The following is a 16,823-nucleotide window of genomic DNA, read 5'->3' as shown; positions in this document are numbered from 1 at the left end:
TTTTCTTTTCTCTTCCGTTGGTCATTCAACGGGTTCTGGAGTTCACGATGACAACGACAATTGCCAATAGCAACCTGCCGGTTGCTCGCCCTGCATGGGACAGCTCGCGCCTGCAATCCCGCATTGTTCACCTGGGATGCGGCGCATTTCACCGCGCGCATCAGGCGCTGTACACCCATCATCTGCTGGAAACCACCGACAGCGACTGGGGGATCTGTGAAGTTAACCTGATGCCGGGTAACGATCGCGTCCTGATTGAAAACCTGCGCAAACAGCAACTGCTGTATACCGTGGCGGAAAAAGGCGCGGACAACACCGTGCTGAAAGTGATTGGCTCGATGAAAGAAGCGTTGCACCCGGAGCTTGACGGCTGTGATGGTATTTTACAGGCTATGGCGCGCCCGCAGACGGCAATTGTCTCGCTGACGGTCACGGAAAAAGGCTACTGCACCGATGCTGCCAGCGGACAGTTAGATCTCAATAACCCGCTGATTAAACACGATCTGGCGAATCCAGGCACGCCGAAATCGGCGATTGGTTACATCGTGCAGGCGCTGCATCTGCGTCGTGAGCAAGGGCTTGCAGCCTTTACCGTGATGTCTTGCGATAACGTGCGTGAAAATGGTCATGTGGCGAAAGTCGCGGTGCTGGGTCTGGCGCAGGCGCGCGACCCGCAGCTGGCGCAGTGGATTGAGGCTAACACCACTTTCCCGTGCACCATGGTAGACCGCATTGTTCCGGCGGCGACGCCAGAAACGTTGCAAGAGATTGCCGACCAGTTGGGCGTGTACGATCCGTGTGCTATCGCCTGTGAGCCATTCCGTCAGTGGGTTATCGAAGATAACTTTGTCAACGGTCGCCCTGACTGGGATAACGTTGGTGCGCAGTTCGTTGCCGATGTGGTGCCGTTTGAAATGATGAAACTGCGTATGCTCAACGGCAGCCACTCTTTCCTCGCGTATTTGGGCTATCTCGGCGGCTATGAAACTATCGCTGATACCATGACAAATCCGGCGTACCGCAAAGCGGCGTTCGCGCTGATGATGCAGGAGCAAGCGCCGACGCTGTCGATGCCGGAAGGCACCGATCTTAACGCCTATGCGACGCTGCTCATTGAGCGTTTCAGCAACCCATCACTGCGTCACCGCACCTGGCAGATTGCGATGGACGGCAGCCAGAAATTGCCGCAGCGCCTGCTGGATCCGGTGCGTCTGCATCTGCAAAACGCCAGCGACTGGCGTCACCTGGCGCTGGGCGTGGCGGGCTGGATGCGCTACACCCGTGGCGTGGATGAACAGGGGCAGGCCATTGATGTTGTCGACCCCTTGCTGGCTGAGTTCCAGCGCATTAACCAACAGTTCCAGGGGGCCGAACGCGTGACGGCGCTGCTGGGGCTGAGCGGCATTTTTGGCCATGATCTGGCGGAAAACGCTGATTTTGTTGAGACAATTATCGCGACGTATCAACAGCTGTGTGAACACGGCGCACGTGAGTGCGTTGCGGCGTTAGGCGCTGACGCATAATCCCCGAAGTATGACGGGTCAATCAAAATGCTGATTTGGTTGACCCGTTTTCTGTTTTTGGCTTCCCGCAAATGCTATAGTTCAGGCGAAAAAACGTTTTTTGTAGGCTTGATAAGATGCGTCAGCGTCGCCATCAGCCAACGGCACAGGTGCCGGATGGCAGCGCATGTGCCTTATCCGGCCTACGGATCTGAATTGACGCATCTGACGGACATAACACGATGAAATCGAACACTTCTCAACAAAGACCCTACCAGGAAGTGGGTGCAATGATCCGCGATCTGATTGTCCAGACGCCGTACCAGCCCGGCGAGCGTTTGCCGCCGGAACGTGAAATTGCTGAGATGCTCAACGTCACTCGCACGGTGGTTCGCGAAGCGTTAATTATGCTGGAAATTAAAGGTCTGGTGGACGTGCGTCGCGGTGCCGGGATCTACGTACTCGACAATGCAGATGCGCAGACCATCGACAGTACGGATGTCAATCATTGCAATGACGCGGGTCCGTTTGAGCTGCTGCAGGCGCGACAGCTGCTGGAAAGCAATATCGCCGAATTCGCCGCGCTGCAGGCTACCCGTGAAGATATCGTTAAAATGCGCCAGGCGTTACAACTGGAAGAGCGGGAGCTGGCCTCCAGCGAAGCGAACGGTTCTGAAAGCGGCGACATGCAGTTCCATCTCGCCATAGCCGAAGCCACGCATAACAGCATGCTGGTGGAGCTGTTTCGCCAGTCATGGCAGTGGCGTGAAAACAACCCGATGTGGATCCAGCTCCATAGCCACCTTGACGATACCCATTACCGTAAAGAGTGGATGGGGGACCACAAACAGATCCTGGCGGCATTAATCAAAAAGGATGCCCGCGCAGCCAAGCTGGCAATGTGGCAGCATCTGGAAAACGTCAAACAGCGCCTGCTGGAGTTTTCAAATGTTGATGACATCGACTTTGATGGTTATCTGTTTGATTCCTGGCCGCTGGATAAAGTTAACGCCTGATTTTCTTTCCTCTCCTATGCGGGCTGTTGCAGCCCGCGCGACACTTTTCAGCACAAAAGCTTATTGCATAACAACGCTTTTTTCTCGTCATGAACGTCACGTAAAAAAAGGTTTCCATCACCTCAGATGATGATTTTTCCTCCGTCGTTACGCGGTGAAAATTGATTTATATCAATTAAAAACAACTTATTTTTGCATGCGAAAAAATGCATTGTTTACCTTATTTTTACCTTTCCGTGCTTATTTTTAGACAAAATGGGTCTGTGTTAAGTGAGAATCAAACTGATTTCCGCGGTGGTCAGAGCGAGGCAGCCTGGAATAACAGTGCATAAAAACAGGCGCTTCACGGAAATATAGACATTAATAACGGCACGTAACTTATTGGCTGTAATGATGTTTTGATTTGATGTCATGTTTATTGTCAATAGTTCTGGCTTTTTTAATCAAATGAATAAAAGTGAATATATGTAAAGTTAAAATTACACATTATTCTATAATCAAGTTATCTTTCATTTGAAATGCTGTTCCAGTTTTTTGTCCGTTATTAACAGTTTCATTACTATTGTCACTGTATTTTGCCGTTGACATGTTTTTACACTGACTGCATATTTCATCGCCATAAGCGTGTTTGCGTTCAGGAGATGATAATGCCCTCTCGAGATTACCCCGATATTAGAAAGGCCAGGGGTACCCGTTCAAAAGATATGGTTCTTTTAAGTGCCCGTGTCGATACCTCTCTGTGGGAATATGTTCGTACGCTGGCATTTGAAACCCGTAAAAGTAAACAAGATATTATTGCCGAAGCAATAATGTTATATCGCTCTGTTAATGAGAGCGTAAACGAAGAATCCAAGTAATTACTCTCTGTTCGGGTTTTATTTAACCCAAAATGATATGTGTCTTGCCACTTTATTATTACCTTCATTGGTGTGTTAGAGGTTTTCCCCTTTTCCATAGGGGGCTTTTTTATGCGGGTATTCTGCCTTCATAACAAAGTTGATAGCAAAATTCACAATTAAAAGTGAGTAATAACATGAAAAAGTCAGCAGTGGCATTAGCTGTAATGGTATTAGGGGTAACCTCCGTTCATGCAGCGGAAATTTATAATAAAGATGGCAACAAACTGGATCTGTACGGCAAAGTAAAAGCGGTCCATTCCTGGACTGGCGGCACCGATGCCGACGGTACATACGCGCGTCTGGGTTTTCGCGGTGAGACACAAATCAACGATCAACTGACCGGTTATGGCCAATTTGAAAGTCAGTTTGATGCCTCTAAAGCAGAAGGTTCTCAGAATGGCGTCAATACACGTCTGGCGTTTGCTGGCCTGGATTATGGCCATGACGTTAGCTTTGACTACGGTCGTAACTACGGTATTGCTTATGACGTGGGAGCTTACACTGACACTCTTTCAGAGTTCGGCGGCGACTCCTTTGAAGATACTGACCGCTTCCTTACTACACGTACTGCTGGCGTTGCAACACTCCGCACCAAAAATCTGTTTGGAGCCGTTGATGGTCTGAACATTGGCGCGCAATACCAGGGCCAGGATGACACTAACATTAGCCCGGCAAAACAGCATGGCAATGGTTATGGCTTCTCCCTGGGTTATGACAATATTGCGGATTCCGGCGTATCTGCGATTGCGGCCTACACCACCAGTGCGGTGACTGCTCTGCAGAAACGAAGCGGCTGGGATGGCGAAAACGCAGAGTTCTGGGGCGCGGGTCTGAAATATGATGCTAATGCCATCTACGTCGCGACCATGTACGGCGAGTCCCACAACCTGATTCAGGATGCGGATAAAGCTGAGCACTTTGAAGCAATGGCTGCGTATGTGTTTGATTTTGGTCTGCGTCCGAACGTGGGTTACGTTCACGCGCGTGACAACAACAATAATGACCTGACTGAATACGTAGCGTTGGGCACGGATTACTACTTCAACAAAAACATCGTGGCTGATGTGGGTTACAAAATTAACCTGCTCGACGGCAAAGACGACGACAACCAGGTTGTTGCAGGTCTGACCTATCAGTTCTAATTTGTTGTACTAGCATAAAAGGCGTCTTAGTTAAGACGCCTTTTTTACCTCTGCCGTGTTTAAACTGGCTGACTCTCTTTCACCTGTCCACCGCTAAACAGCCATTGCCAGATGCTCACTTTTACCCATGCGACCACGCAGAGAATCAGGTAAAAAAGTGGATTATGCGTAATGGTAACGTACATGACCTCCATTAAATCCACATGCAAATTACCGGCAATTGCCATATTGATAACAAAAATTGAGGCTACCGCGCTGGCCAGTAAAATAAATACGGCCTGAAGCTGGGTTATCTCTGGTAACCTGCCAGAGGCCCACTGCCATAAAAATGTTGTTGTTAACAGGAATATAAGAAACAATCCTAACGCGCCAAACAGGCCAAAGTCTTTATAATCCTTTAGCGTGCCAATTAAACCCCCCAAAATAATTAACCCCAGTAGTATTTTTTTAAACCATGACATGTACTTTTCCCGAAGATAGTGTTGATGCTGAGTTAATATGTCCATTTTTACGCATTTTAAATTGAGTTTATAAATGAACAGCCGGGGATTATAAATTGTCTGGCGGGTAATTGCCGATTATTTGTGGTTTATTAAATGTTGACATTTGATTGCGGACTAATCCTAAGATACCTGTTTATAAGGTTGTCGATTATACCCTTTTGGGGGAGGCAAAACGCTGTTTGTATAATTGTGTGAGGCTGATCAGTGCCGCAATAAACAAGGCGACGGCACCGCATAGCGTGGCATTAACGATCGCTTGAGCGCCGCTTCCCAGCAGGCTGGTTAATAGCGGCCCGAGTATTTGACCAATGCCGTAAGTCAGGGTGACCAGGCCCAGCAGATTAATATTGCGCGGTACGCTAAGTTGACGGGCGAGCGGCATGACCAGCGAAGTGGTCCCCATAAACGTTGCGCCAAAACCCACGCTGCTTATCACCAGCAGCGGCAAGGAGTCGCTGGCGAGCGTCATGACCACGCAGGCACTTTGGATCAGTAAATTCGCCGTCAGGCATTGCAATACCCCCCAGCGTCGGGCAGCCCACAGCCAGGCGAAACAACCCGGAATAATCGATATGCCGACCAACGACCAGAGATGGGCCGTCAGCAGCGGCGACCCGGCACTTTTCGCCATCAGTGGCAGGTATGTAGCGACAATGATGTAGCCAAATCCGGCTAATCCATACAGTAGCGCCAGCAGCCACCAGGACATAGGCTGATGCTCTGTTTTTACCGGTGCTGCGGCGGGGAGCGCATGGTCGCGAGATGGCAAGAGCATAACGAGTAGCACAAAGAACAGCGCGGAGGCTGCCGCTGCCCCCAGCCAGAGCGTGTGCGATGACAGCGCAAAATGCAGACCGCTGATGACATATTCATTGCCCAGCAAAATGCCTGCGCCAACGCCGGAGAACAACGCCGCGATCACGAAGGGATGCCGGGTATGATGCAGGACGATCATCGAACCAAAGATCATCATACCGGCACTGGCGACGCCTGCCAGAAAACGGATCATCATCACCAGCGCGGGTTGCTTAACGCTTGCCATTGCCAGAATCAACCCTGCGGTAGCGAGCGCAGAAGTTAACAACATCGGGCGTAAACGTGAGGGAAGATGGAAGAGCCCGAAGGAGAAGAGCAGGCTTCCCGCCAGATATCCGGCGTAGTTGGCGCTGGCAATCCAGGAGAGCTGGTCAAACGTAAACTGACCTTCCGACAGCAGTACCGGGAGCATCGGCGTATACAGAAAGCGTCCAATTCCCATGCCCAGCGTTAAGACCAGCATGCCAAAGAGCGCGACGCTGATGGCATGACGATTTGAATCGGGGCTTCCCTGGGACATACGGACTCTCATTTCACGCTGTTAGTTTGATAATTGTTATATTACATGTGCAAATGATAATAAAAAGTAAAATAAAAATGGGGGTTTTACTTTCTCCTTAAAAATTCGCCAGCGTCAGCAGGGAAGGAATTTGCGACAACAGATATAACACCAGCCCAATAGAACCGCCGACCAGCGTGCCGTTGATGCGGATAAACTGTAAATCTTTGCCGATGTTTAGCTCAATTTGCTGCGACATATCGCGCGCATCCCAGCTTTTCACCGTGTCGCTGATGTGGCGTGTCAGGAAGGTGGCGAACTCCGGCGCAACTTTATACGCGGCCTGCTCCAGATGCCCATTCAGTGAGGCGCGCAGGGCGCTGTCGGCAACCAGTGTTTCGCCGAACCACTGTCCGGCGCTGGCGATGCGCTGCTTCACGCGCGAATCGTCAGCGTTAATGTCGGCTTTCACCCACTGGCGCAGGTCTGCCCACAGTTCGCCAAGATAACGGTTGAAGGCTTCGTCTTCCTTCAGATAGTTTTTCATGCTTTCGGCCCGCACGGCCATCTCCGGATCGTGTTTGAGCTTATCGATTAGCTTAAACGTGGCGCGATCGAAGGCGTGGCGGATCTGATGCGCCCGATCGTGGCTGATGTCATCCAGTAAGGAATTAACGGCATCAGACACCAGTTCGGCGCTGTGCTCGCCCAGCCATTCAGTCGGCAGGATCTTCGCTTTCATCGGATGCTCGGTCTCCAGCCAGTGCACGATCTGTCGGGCGATAAACGCCCGCGAGCTGTCGCGCTGGAGCAGGGCGATAAGTTGGGCGATCAATGTGTCGAGCAACACCTGATGGCGATTGTTTTTGGTCATGCTTTCCAGCATCAGCGCGCTGGTACCAGAGAGATCGACCTTGTCGATGGCTTTGTGCACCGCCCGCTTGATCAGCCGCTGAATGCGGGCGTCGTCGGTGAGTTCGAGAAAACCGCTCATGATCTGCAGCAGATGCTGGCCAATTCGCTGGGCGTTTTCCGGCTGGCTGAACCAGTTACCGATCAACAACGCCGGTTCATGGCGGCGGATCAGGGCGATCAGGGACTGGGTGTCGAGAAATTTTTCCTGCACAAACTGACCGAGATTCTCCCCGATCCGATCCTTATTGCGCGGGATAATCGCCGTATGTTGCGAGATGAACGGGATTGGTACCCGACGAAAAAGCGCCACCACGGCGAACCAGTCCGCCAGCGCGCCGACCATCGCCGCTTCGGCGATCGCTTTGATCCCGAGCACCCAGAAGTTAGGCGGCAGAAACAGCGTGATGACGAAGGTAGCGGCGGCAATCAGCAGCAATGAGAGTGCCAGTCGCTTGGCGCGTTTGAGTTCAGCAATTTTATTCATAGGCTTAAGGATAGAGCCAGACGGGGGGATCGCGCAAAAAATGTGGAGCGCCTCCCATTTTCAGACGAGCAAAGCTTACTCCGGGATCCAGTTGTCCCAGGCGGGTAAGGGGCCGAGTTCCGCCACCAGAAAATCGATAAACGATCGCACCTTCGGATTGCTGTACTTACTGGGAAAATAGAGCGCATACAGGGCGTGGGTTTCGCAGGTGATGGTGCCGTCGAGCATCAGCGGTGTTATCTCTTCTTTTTGAATATGATCGCCAATCAGATAGGTGGGCAAATACGCCACTCCCTGATCTTCTAACACCGATTTCAGCAATACCAGACTGCTGTTGGCCTGGATTGGCATATGCAGTTTTAACTGATGCAGACGATCCTGTTCATCCGCCACCTTCAGCACCGGCGTGAGACCTGGGTAAACCAGGCAATCATGATTGACCAGATCGCTACGACGCTGGGGCATGCCTTTTTTGGCAAGGTAGCCGGGTGAGGCGCAGTACGCCCAGCGGACAGGCACCAGCTTGCGCATTGCGTAGTTCTGCGGTGGTGCGGTGGAGATTCGCAGCGCGATGTCGAAATCCGTTTCGTTCAGATTCACGAAGTTATCGTTGAGATCGATATACAGATTCACATCTGGGAACTGGGAACGATATTTATCCACCAGGTTCACCAGCCGGGAATAACCAAACGCAATTGAGCAGGTTATGCGTAATTCACCCTGCGGGCTGTGGTAATAACCGGAGGTGGTATTCAGCGTTTCATCGAATTCTTTCAAAAGCTTATTGGCGCGGTTAAAGAGATATTGCCCGGCATCGGTCAGGGTAATACTGCGGGTGGTACGTTTAATTAATGTCGTGCCTAACGTATCTTCCATTGCTGCCAGGCTTTTGCTGACCGCAGATGGCGAGACGTTGAGCTGCGCCGCGGCTTCTGACAATCCTCCGCAGTCGACGATTTTAATGAAAAACTCCAGATGCTTGAGTGAAATCGGCGTACTCATAGTTTCCTTTTATTCACAAGTGATTTGCAAAAACGGTACGAATAGGCCGTTACATTCGCGTTTTAAACATGCAACTATTGAATCACAGGAAACAACTTGCTGGCAAAATGAAAAAATAACAACTTAGGTGAGTTACGTCACAAAATAAAAGGAGGCGAAACGGAAACTCATCACATTGTGAATTTAATCTCATTAAATATTATTCTAAAGGTACCGATTATGTGGTCACGACTCGAACCCTACAGATCGTCGATTATTTTATTAGTTGCTCTGGTGATTGGCGGCTTATTAGGTATTTATGCCCCCTCGTTTGCAAGTAAACTCCAGCCAATCGGCCAGATATTCTTAAATCTGCTATTTATGATTATTGTGCCGCTGGTGGGGATCAGCGTCATGTCTTCGATCGCCAGTATGACCGACCTGAAAAGGCTGGGGCGCATTATGGCGATTATCTTTATTGTTTCGATCGCAATGGCCTTTATTCCGGCTGCCGGGATCGTTGCGCTGGCGCTATGGTATAACCCGGCGCAGGGCGTCACTATCGATCTTTCGCAGTCGGTGCAGGCGGGCAGCGGTAAGATGGATTTTGTCAGCATGATCACGACCAGCGACTTTATCGGGCTGTTTTCTAAGTCCAATATTCTGGCGCTGATTGTGATGGCGATTATTGCTGGTGTGGCGATTGGTCAATCGGATCAGGCCGGTAAGCGTATTGCGTCGTTGCTGGAAGATGCCAATACCGTGATCATGAAGATCGTCTCGATCATTATGAAGGTCGCACCGATTGGCCTGGGCTGCTATTTCGCTGCCACTATGGCCAGTCAGGACTCTGCACTGCTGCTGACCTTTGCTCGCGCCATCGGCCTGTTCATGGTGGCCACGCTGGTCTACTTTGTTTTTGGCTCGATTCTCTATTCGTATATTGGCGGCGGTATTCCGGCGGTCAAAGCCTTCTGGCGTAATGCGATTGAACCGTCTGCGACTGCGCTGGGAACCTGCTCTTCGCTGGGGACTCTCCCGGTGACGCTGCGTGCCGGTAAGGCGATGGGGATTAACCCGGAAATCGTTGATGTCTCCATTCCGCTACTGGTTAACCTGAACAAAGGTGGCGTGGCGATGATTGCCGCGCTGAAAATTGTCTTTATCTATTCCGTGCTGGGCATGGAGTTCACCACCGAGACCTTCTTCCTGACCATGCTGATTGCGGTGCTCTCCGCCATTATCGTCGGCGGCGTACCGGGCGGGGCATTCCTCGGTGAAATCTTTATCGTCACTACGCTGGGCCTACCAATGGAAGCGATCCCGATGTTGGTAGTGCTGGGCACGATTACCGATGCGCCTGCCACACTGATTAACGTTATCCATGATTTGAATGCGGCGCAGATTGTTGAACGGTTCGCTGGAAAAAAGCAGACCAACACTGAAATAAACTCTACTGCTGCGGTGGTATAGGTTTCACTCGGATTAAGAACAGGAGATGTTATGAAAGACGCAATGAAGCTTGAGACGCAATTAGTTGTTGCGGGTCGCGACAAACGCTACACCCAGGGAGCGGTGAATCCGGTTATCCAGCGCGCCTCTTCACTGGTGTTTGATACCGTGAAAGACAAAAAATTCGCCACCGCCAATCGCGCAAATGGCGAGCTGTTTTATGGTCGCCGCGGAACCTACACCCACTTTGCCTTCCAGAAGGCAATGAGCGAACTGGAAGGCGGCGTTGGCTGCGCGCTTTACCCGTGCGGCGCTGCGGCGGTGACCAATGCGATTCTGGCGTTTGTCCAGGGTGGCGATCATATTTTGATGACGGGCGCGGCCTACGAGCCAACCCAGGATTTTTGCAATAAGATCCTGAGTAAATTCAATGTGGAAACAACGTATTACGATCCGTTGATTGGTGCTGGTATCGTTGACCTTCTGCGTCCGGAAACGAAAGTTGTATTCCTCGAATCGCCAAGTTCGATCACCATGGAAGTCCAGGATGTACCGGGGATGGTGAAAGCTATCCGCGCGGTTAATCCGGAGATTGTCATTATGATCGACAACACCTGGGCGGCGGGCGTACTGTTCAAAGCGCTGGAATATGGCGTGGATATTTCCATTCAGGCGGGAACGAAGTACACCATCGGTCATTCGGATGGCATGCTGGGCACGGCGGTGTCCAACGCGCGTTGTTGGGATCGTCTGCGCGAGAACTCCTATTTGATGGGGCAAACGCTGGATGCCGATACGGCCTACAACGGCAGCCGCGGATTGCGCACCCTGGCGGTACGTCTTAAGCAGCATCAGGAGAGCAGTATCCATATTGCCCGCTGGCTGTCGGCAAGGCCGGAAGTGGCGCGGGTGAATCATCCGGCACTACCGGAATGCCCGGGGCACGAGTATTTTCAGCGTGACTTTGCCGGAAGCTCAGGCCTGTTCTCGTTTGTGCTGAAAAAGAGACTGACCGACGAGCAGATGGCGAATTTCCTCGATAACTTCTCGCTGTTCCATATGGCCTATTCGTGGGGCGGATTTGAGTCGCTTATTCTGGCGAATCAGCCAGAAGAGCTGAACAGCATTCGCCCAGCCGGAGAGGTGGATTTCAGCGGCACCCTGGTCAGGGTGCATATTGGTCTTGAGGATATTGGCGACCTGATTGCCGATCTGGAAGCAGGGTTTGCGCGCATTGCTTAAGATAATGTGATGGTTGCCGGATGCGGCGCAGGCGCCTTATCCGGCCTATCACTACGACATAGGCCGGATAAGCGTCAGTGCCATCCGGCTGGTTAGTTTTCAGTGGCTAACGTTGTTGTTTCATGCTGGCGAACCCGTTTCAGTAAGCCTGCCAGGGTAAAGACGACAGCAATACCAGCCGCAACCGCCAACAGATGAAACGAAATCCTGCCGCCGTTAAACCACAGCCAACGTCCGATTTCGACAGAAACCGCCATTACCGTCAGGATGACCATATTCAGCGACGCCGATACCGTACCCTTCGGTAAGTTGTTGGAAAACAGCGTAAAGCGGAACAGCGTCGGAAAGATCATACCAATGCCAAACGCATACAGGCTGGTTCCCAGCACCGACCACAGCCAGACGTGCGGCCACAGCAAATTGCCGGCAATCAGCACCGCCAGTCCGCTCAGTTGAATGGGTGCCGCCCGCCAGATAAAACGTGGCTGGGTTGGATCCTTCACAAAACGAACAACCACCATATTGGCGACGATCACCGCGCCAAACACCGGTGCCTGCGCCCAGGCGAACTCTGATGTGCTCATACCGCCAGCGTCGATCAGGATCACCGGCGAGACCGCCACCCAGCTCATCATCGGGATATAGCTTAGCGACAGCGTGGCTGCGCCAAACAAGAACACCCGGTTGCGGAAAACGTCGCGGAAATCACGCAGTACGCCGCGTGCACTGAACGGCACCGCGCCGCGCTTAACGGTTTCCGGCATTGCTAACGCTAGCCCTATCAGGGCGATAAGCCCCATGGCGGCGATAATGGCAAACAGGACTTTCCAGTGTACAAAGTGCATCAGCGCTGCGCCGGAGAGCGGGCCGATAACTGGCGCAACCAGCACAATGGAGGTGATTATCGCCATTAACTTAATGGCCTTCGTTTGCCCAAACGCCTCCTGAACCGTGACATAGCCAACGGTAGCGATAAAGCAGATGCTGGTGCCCTGTACAAATCGGGCGACCAGAAATTGCGTCATTGAGGTGGTCAATAGCGTGGCGGCGCAGGCGAGCGTAAAAATTAACGCCCCCGCAATCAGCACCGGTCGACGGCCAATCCGGTCGGAGAGCGGTCCCAGCAGCCATTGCAGCGCCATGCCGCCAGCCAGATAGAGGCTCACCGCAGCGGGGGCCAGGCTGACGTCGGCGTTGAAATCACGCACCACATTGATGATGCCTGGCTGGATCAGGTCCGTCGACAGATAAGCGGCGAAGTCATATAAAATCAACGCGACAGGAAAAAATAGCGTCGTGGTGCGTTGGGAGAAAAACGCGAGAATCCGTTGCATAAAACAGCTCCTTTTCGGGAGAAAACCCTCAACGGGAATAGCGAAATTCAATACCGTCTTTGAGACGTCAGACCGATGACAGAAAAAAGCAGACTGCAAATGTACTGAATTTCATGTAATCAAAAACGCTGCCTGCGCGAGGCGCAAACAGGAGAAACGTTTTCAGACTCGGGTCAGAAAACGTAACGATTACAGGTAACAATCAGCACATCGCACCTCGGGAAGAATTGGTTGAATGGATAATAGCCACCCAAAGTGTAATGCGGATTGGATATTAATTAAACGAGTTTATCCGCTTTATTTGCAGAAAATCGTCACGCTTATCAGAAAGTGACGCTCTGCAGAAAACGCAGCGCGATCGCACTGCCGAAGACGATCAGCACGCCGCCGGCGATACGCTCGATCCACACGATCCCTCGGGTTAACCGCCGCTGGATCTGCGGTAAGCCGATGAACATCACGATCAGCAGATCCCAGAACAACACCACGCTGGTCATCCAGATCCCGCTCATGGTTTGTTGCAGCAGCGTCACCGACGGGCCGAGCAGGGCGGTCATCAGCGCCAGATAGAACAGCGCATTTTTTGGGTTAAGCAGCGACGAACCTAATCCCAGCAGCAACTGTTTGCCAAATCCTGGACAGGTAGACTGGGCGTCTGCTCCGGTCAGGGTTTGCGGGCGGCTGCGTATCAGTAGGCTGCCTATCCACAATAAATAGAGCGCGCCCAGCAGCTCAATAACCGTAAACAGCAGGGGAAGCTGGCGCAGGATCCCCCAACCAATAATCGCCAGCAGGATATACAGCCCGTTGCCGATGGCGATCCCCACGCACAGCCCGGCGCTGCCGCGCATCCGGTAACGTACGGCGTAACCGACCAGTAAAAAGAAGTCCGGCCCTGGGCTGAGTAGTGCAACAAAATGCGCCAGCGCCAGCGCGGGAAAAGCAGACGGAAAAAGTTCAGCAAGCAGCGACATAGCGACCTCAGAAAATGAAACAGAGATCAGCGTACGCCTGACGCAACGCTAATTATTGTCTGATATTGATCGTCCCAGTGCGTACTGGCGCGGTGTGGCTGCTGTGTAGCGAACAAAGGTGCGATGGAAATGGCTCTGGTCGGCAAACCCGCTCTGGTAGCCGACATCGACAATCTCGTCCCCGGCCCGTAGCCGCTGACGGGCATAGTCAATCCTCACGATGTTCAGATAATTTCCCGGCGTCAGCCCGGTGTCCTGCTTAAAGGTCCGAATCAGCGTCTCTTTACGCATGTGACACTCATCTGCCAGCTCATCCAGCGAGGGTGGGGAGAGCAGACTGGACTGCAACCGCTCGCGCAGATACTGGCTGGTGACGCTTAGGTTTTCCGGTGTTACCGACTGCAATGGCAGCGAGCGCAGCAATGCTTGTGCGGCATCAGTTATCTGCGTCGTTTGCCGTTGCGGCATGAGCGCCACAAGGTGCATGTAGCACTGGAATAATTGCGGATCGCGGATAACAGGAGTGCGCGTGCAAAGCCGTTGATTGCTGTTCAGCGCTGGCAGATGGGCAAGGCACCACCGGGCATCAAGATAAAGCATGTGATAGCTGCGAAATTGCCCGTTGACGGGATTACAGCTGTGAGGTGCCAGTGGTGGGATCACAATGAGATCGCCCACCTTCAGATGGTATTCCTTGTCATCGCACAGGCAGCAGGTTCCTCCCTCGAGAATTGCCCCAATCGAGAGCTGAGAGTGGTGATGGCGCTTATAGGCCTGCTGACTTTGCCAGGTGCTGCGAAGCTCCAGCCACGGCAGTTGCTCATCACGCCAGAACGATTGTGGAATATCTCGGGTATGCGTCACATCGTGTCCTCCATGAAAGTGATGATTTGTTATAGCACAGGCCCTGCGGTGAAAAAGCGGGAATGTGCATTGAGGTCGTGATTCTGCGTGATACGTTCCAGACAAATGCAGACGTTACAAAGGGGCGTTTTTATCCCGGAAATCGCCTCGCAAAGAGAGAAAGTTACAGGTGAGAGTGTGGTTTACCAGCGCTACAGTCACGGCATCTTATTTCCAGGTGATGGATCGCCATGAACAAAGTACCGACTTCCACCCCGCATGATGCAGTCTTTAAAACATTTTTGCGCCACCCTGAGACAGCTCGGGATTTTCTACAAATACATCTTCCCGCTTCGCTGCGCAAACTTATGGGGCTGGTCGAGCAAATTGTTTCCCTGCTACTTACCGGACTGACTAATGACAGCCAGATAAAGACGCTGTTTAATTATATTTTACGAACTGGCGATGCGCCTCGATTCAGTGAGTTTATTCGTGAGGTTGCCGAACGTTCACCGCAGCATAAGGAGCATTTGATGACGATCGCCGACAGATTGCATGAGGCAGGGCTACAAAAAGGCAGGCTGGAAGGGTTACAAGAAGGGCTTATAGAAGGACGACGTGATGAGGCGCTCCGTATTGCCCACACTATGCTGGCAGACGGTATTGATATCTGCACGGTACAAAAAATTACCCGGCTTTCCGCAGAAGATATTCAGGGTTTAAGTCATTAGATATGACTTAACTCGCATAATCGTCTGGCCGAAATCACCGGGCGGTCCGGTTTACTCTATCGCCATCTTTACCGCCTCGCCGAGCTTTTGCATCACTTCCTGATGCTTCTCGTTTGGCGGCAACGCGCAGTTGATGCGTACGCAGTTGCGATACTTTCCGGATGCGGAGAACAGCGATCCCGGTGCGACCTGGATTTTCAGGCGACAGAGCTGCTTAGCGACGCAGACCATATCGACCTGGAGCGGCAGCTCGACCCACAGCATAAAGCCGCCTTTCGGTCGGGTGACGCAGATCCCGCAGGGAAAATATTCCCGTACCCAGCAGGTGTAGATCTCCATATTACGCTGATAAATCTGGCGCATACGCCGGATATGCCGATGGTAATGACCTTCGCGCACAAAGGAGGCTGCTGCCAGCTGCGTAGCGGGAACGTTAGTACCAATGACGGCGTACTTCATGTGTAGCAGTTTGTTGTAATAGCGACCGGGAACCACCCAACCCACGCGCAGTCCTGGGGCTACGGATTTGGTAAACGAACTGCAGAGTATTACCCGGCCGTCACTGTCCCAGGAGTGGATCGTACGCGGGCGCGGATACTCTGTGGCCAGTTCGCCATACACATCATCTTCAAAAATGACGATGTCGTGACGCTGGGCGAGGGCGAGCACCGCCCGCTTACGCGCATCCGGCATAATGAACCCGAGAGGGTTGTTGCAGTTGGGAACCAGCAGCACGCCTTTGATCGGCCACTGATCCAGCGCCAGCTCCAGCGCTTCAATGCTGATCCCGGTATCCGGATCGGTTGGGATCTCAATCACCTTGATCCCCAGGCCGCGCAGTAGCTGCATTGTGCCGTAGTAGGTGGGGGATTCAACGGCGACAATGTCTCCTGGCTGACAAACCGCCAGCAGCGCCAGCGACATTCCGCTCTGGCTCCCGTTAGTTATCACAATATCATCGGCGTTGAGGACTGAACCGCTATCCAGCATCAGACGGGCGATCTGCTGGCGTAGATCCTGGCTGCCGGGAAGCTTGTCGTACCCCAGCACTGCCTTCAGGTTATGCTGCACTACGCGGCTGAGTTCGCGCCAGAGCGGTTTCAGGCTCGGTTGACTGACATCTGGCGCGCCGCTGCTGAAGGGGATCACAGATTTATCGCTATGCCCTTTTAGCATATCCAGCACCAGATCCCACTGCGTTATCTCGACCGGACGCTGCACCGGGCGTGACATCGGCGGTACGGGCGGCAGCGCTTTTTGCGGGGCGACAAAATAACCGGAACGCGGCTGCGGGGTGATCAGCTGTCGCTGTTCCAGCATCTGATACGCCTGCTGGACGGTGCTGATACTGACCCCGTGTTCCTGACTCAGGTTACGTACCGAAGGCAGTTTTTCGCCATGGCGATACAACCCCTGCTCAATGCGTTCGGCCAGCAGATTGGCCAGATGTTGATAACGCGTCATGCTGTATACCTCATGGGTACCATACA

General features: G+C 52.5%; 15 protein-coding genes. 7 read left to right on the top strand and 8 right to left on the bottom strand.

What is annotated here, in order from left to right:
* Window positions 1-47 precede the first annotated feature (47 nt).
* From KQJ19_RS08295 to KQJ19_RS08280, 4 genes are all read left to right on the top strand, one after another.
* The gene (locus KQJ19_RS08295; RefSeq protein ID WP_216403533.1) at window positions 48-1,523 is read left to right on the top strand and encodes a fructuronate reductase; all 1,476 of its coding nucleotides are present in this window, start codon (window positions 48-50) and stop codon (window positions 1,521-1,523) included.
* Window positions 1,524-1,744: 221 nt separating this feature from the next.
* The gene (gene uxuR / locus KQJ19_RS08290) at window positions 1,745-2,518 is read left to right on the top strand and encodes a Uxu operon transcriptional regulator (protein WP_029139754.1); all 774 of its coding nucleotides are present in this window, start codon (window positions 1,745-1,747) and stop codon (window positions 2,516-2,518) included.
* A 647-nt stretch (window positions 2,519-3,165) separates the two neighbouring features.
* Window positions 3,166-3,375: a hypothetical protein gene (locus KQJ19_RS08285; RefSeq protein ID WP_016151558.1), complete on the top strand. Its 210-nt coding sequence runs from the start codon at window positions 3,166-3,168 to the stop codon at window positions 3,373-3,375.
* Window positions 3,376-3,551: 176 nt separating this feature from the next.
* The gene (locus tag KQJ19_RS08280) at window positions 3,552-4,559 is read left to right on the top strand and encodes a porin (protein WP_016155597.1); all 1,008 of its coding nucleotides are present in this window, start codon (window positions 3,552-3,554) and stop codon (window positions 4,557-4,559) included.
* 59 nt (window positions 4,560-4,618) lie between these two features.
* Here the strand turns inward: KQJ19_RS08280 and KQJ19_RS08275 are convergent, their stop codons facing one another.
* The 4 genes from KQJ19_RS08275 to KQJ19_RS08260 form a co-directional block, all read right to left on the bottom strand.
* Window positions 4,619-5,020, bottom strand: coding sequence for a hypothetical protein (locus KQJ19_RS08275; protein ID WP_216403532.1), 402 nt, complete (start codon window positions 5,018-5,020; stop codon window positions 4,619-4,621).
* Window positions 5,021-5,210: 190 nt separating this feature from the next.
* Window positions 5,211-6,398, bottom strand: a complete 1,188-nt coding sequence (locus tag KQJ19_RS08270; RefSeq protein ID WP_216403531.1) for an MFS transporter — start codon at window positions 6,396-6,398, stop codon at window positions 5,211-5,213.
* 97 nt (window positions 6,399-6,495) lie between these two features.
* Window positions 6,496-7,776: a DUF445 domain-containing protein gene (locus KQJ19_RS08265; RefSeq protein WP_047500797.1), complete on the bottom strand. Its 1,281-nt coding sequence runs from the start codon at window positions 7,774-7,776 to the stop codon at window positions 6,496-6,498.
* A gap of 75 nt (window positions 7,777-7,851) precedes the next feature.
* Window positions 7,852-8,778, bottom strand: coding sequence for a LysR family transcriptional regulator (locus KQJ19_RS08260; protein ID WP_016151563.1), 927 nt, complete (start codon window positions 8,776-8,778; stop codon window positions 7,852-7,854).
* A gap of 219 nt (window positions 8,779-8,997) precedes the next feature.
* Between KQJ19_RS08260 and KQJ19_RS08255 the strand changes: the two genes are divergently transcribed.
* Both KQJ19_RS08255 and metC read left to right on the top strand, forming a co-directional pair.
* Window positions 8,998-10,230: a dicarboxylate/amino acid:cation symporter gene (locus KQJ19_RS08255; RefSeq protein WP_003019196.1), complete on the top strand. Its 1,233-nt coding sequence runs from the start codon at window positions 8,998-9,000 to the stop codon at window positions 10,228-10,230.
* Window positions 10,231-10,260: 30 nt separating this feature from the next.
* Window positions 10,261-11,451 (top strand): cystathionine beta-lyase, encoded by a 1,191-nt coding sequence (metC, locus tag KQJ19_RS08250; protein ID WP_016155600.1) that lies wholly within the window; start codon window positions 10,261-10,263, stop codon window positions 11,449-11,451.
* 92 nt (window positions 11,452-11,543) lie between these two features.
* Here metC and mdtM read toward each other — a convergent pair whose 3' ends face one another.
* The 3 genes from mdtM to KQJ19_RS08235 all read right to left on the bottom strand — a co-directional run bounded on the left by mdtM (window position 11,544) and on the right by KQJ19_RS08235 (window position 14,623).
* A complete protein-coding gene (gene mdtM / locus KQJ19_RS08245) occupies window positions 11,544-12,785 on the bottom strand; it encodes a multidrug efflux MFS transporter MdtM (RefSeq protein WP_016151565.1) in 1,242 nt (413 codons plus the stop codon).
* A 323-nt stretch (window positions 12,786-13,108) separates the two neighbouring features.
* Window positions 13,109-13,759 carry a LysE family translocator gene (locus KQJ19_RS08240; protein WP_046275092.1) on the bottom strand — a complete coding sequence of 217 codons (651 nt, stop codon included), beginning with the start codon at window positions 13,757-13,759 and terminating at the stop codon, window positions 13,109-13,111.
* A gap of 48 nt (window positions 13,760-13,807) precedes the next feature.
* Window positions 13,808-14,623, bottom strand: a complete 816-nt coding sequence (locus KQJ19_RS08235) for an AraC family transcriptional regulator (protein WP_047500790.1) — start codon at window positions 14,621-14,623, stop codon at window positions 13,808-13,810.
* Window positions 14,624-14,853: 230 nt separating this feature from the next.
* On the opposite strand from KQJ19_RS08235, the gene KQJ19_RS08230 reads away from it, so the two are divergent.
* Window positions 14,854-15,333, top strand: a complete 480-nt coding sequence (locus tag KQJ19_RS08230; RefSeq protein ID WP_216403530.1) for an Rpn family recombination-promoting nuclease/putative transposase — start codon at window positions 14,854-14,856, stop codon at window positions 15,331-15,333.
* Between the two features lie 51 nt (window positions 15,334-15,384).
* On the opposite strand, the gene KQJ19_RS08225 is transcribed toward KQJ19_RS08230, so the two are convergent.
* On the bottom strand, window positions 15,385-16,797 hold the full coding sequence (locus KQJ19_RS08225) for a PLP-dependent aminotransferase family protein (RefSeq protein ID WP_047358390.1): 1,413 nt from the start codon (window positions 16,795-16,797) through the stop codon (window positions 15,385-15,387).
* Window positions 16,798-16,823 lie beyond the last annotated feature (26 nt).

The sequence above is a fragment of the Citrobacter sp. S46_ASV_140 genome, assembly GCF_018919545.1.
GTDB lineage: Bacteria > Pseudomonadota > Gammaproteobacteria > Enterobacterales > Enterobacteriaceae > Citrobacter > Citrobacter braakii.
Note: the sequence above shows the minus strand (reverse complement) of the source record. Positions and strands in the feature narration are given on the sequence as shown.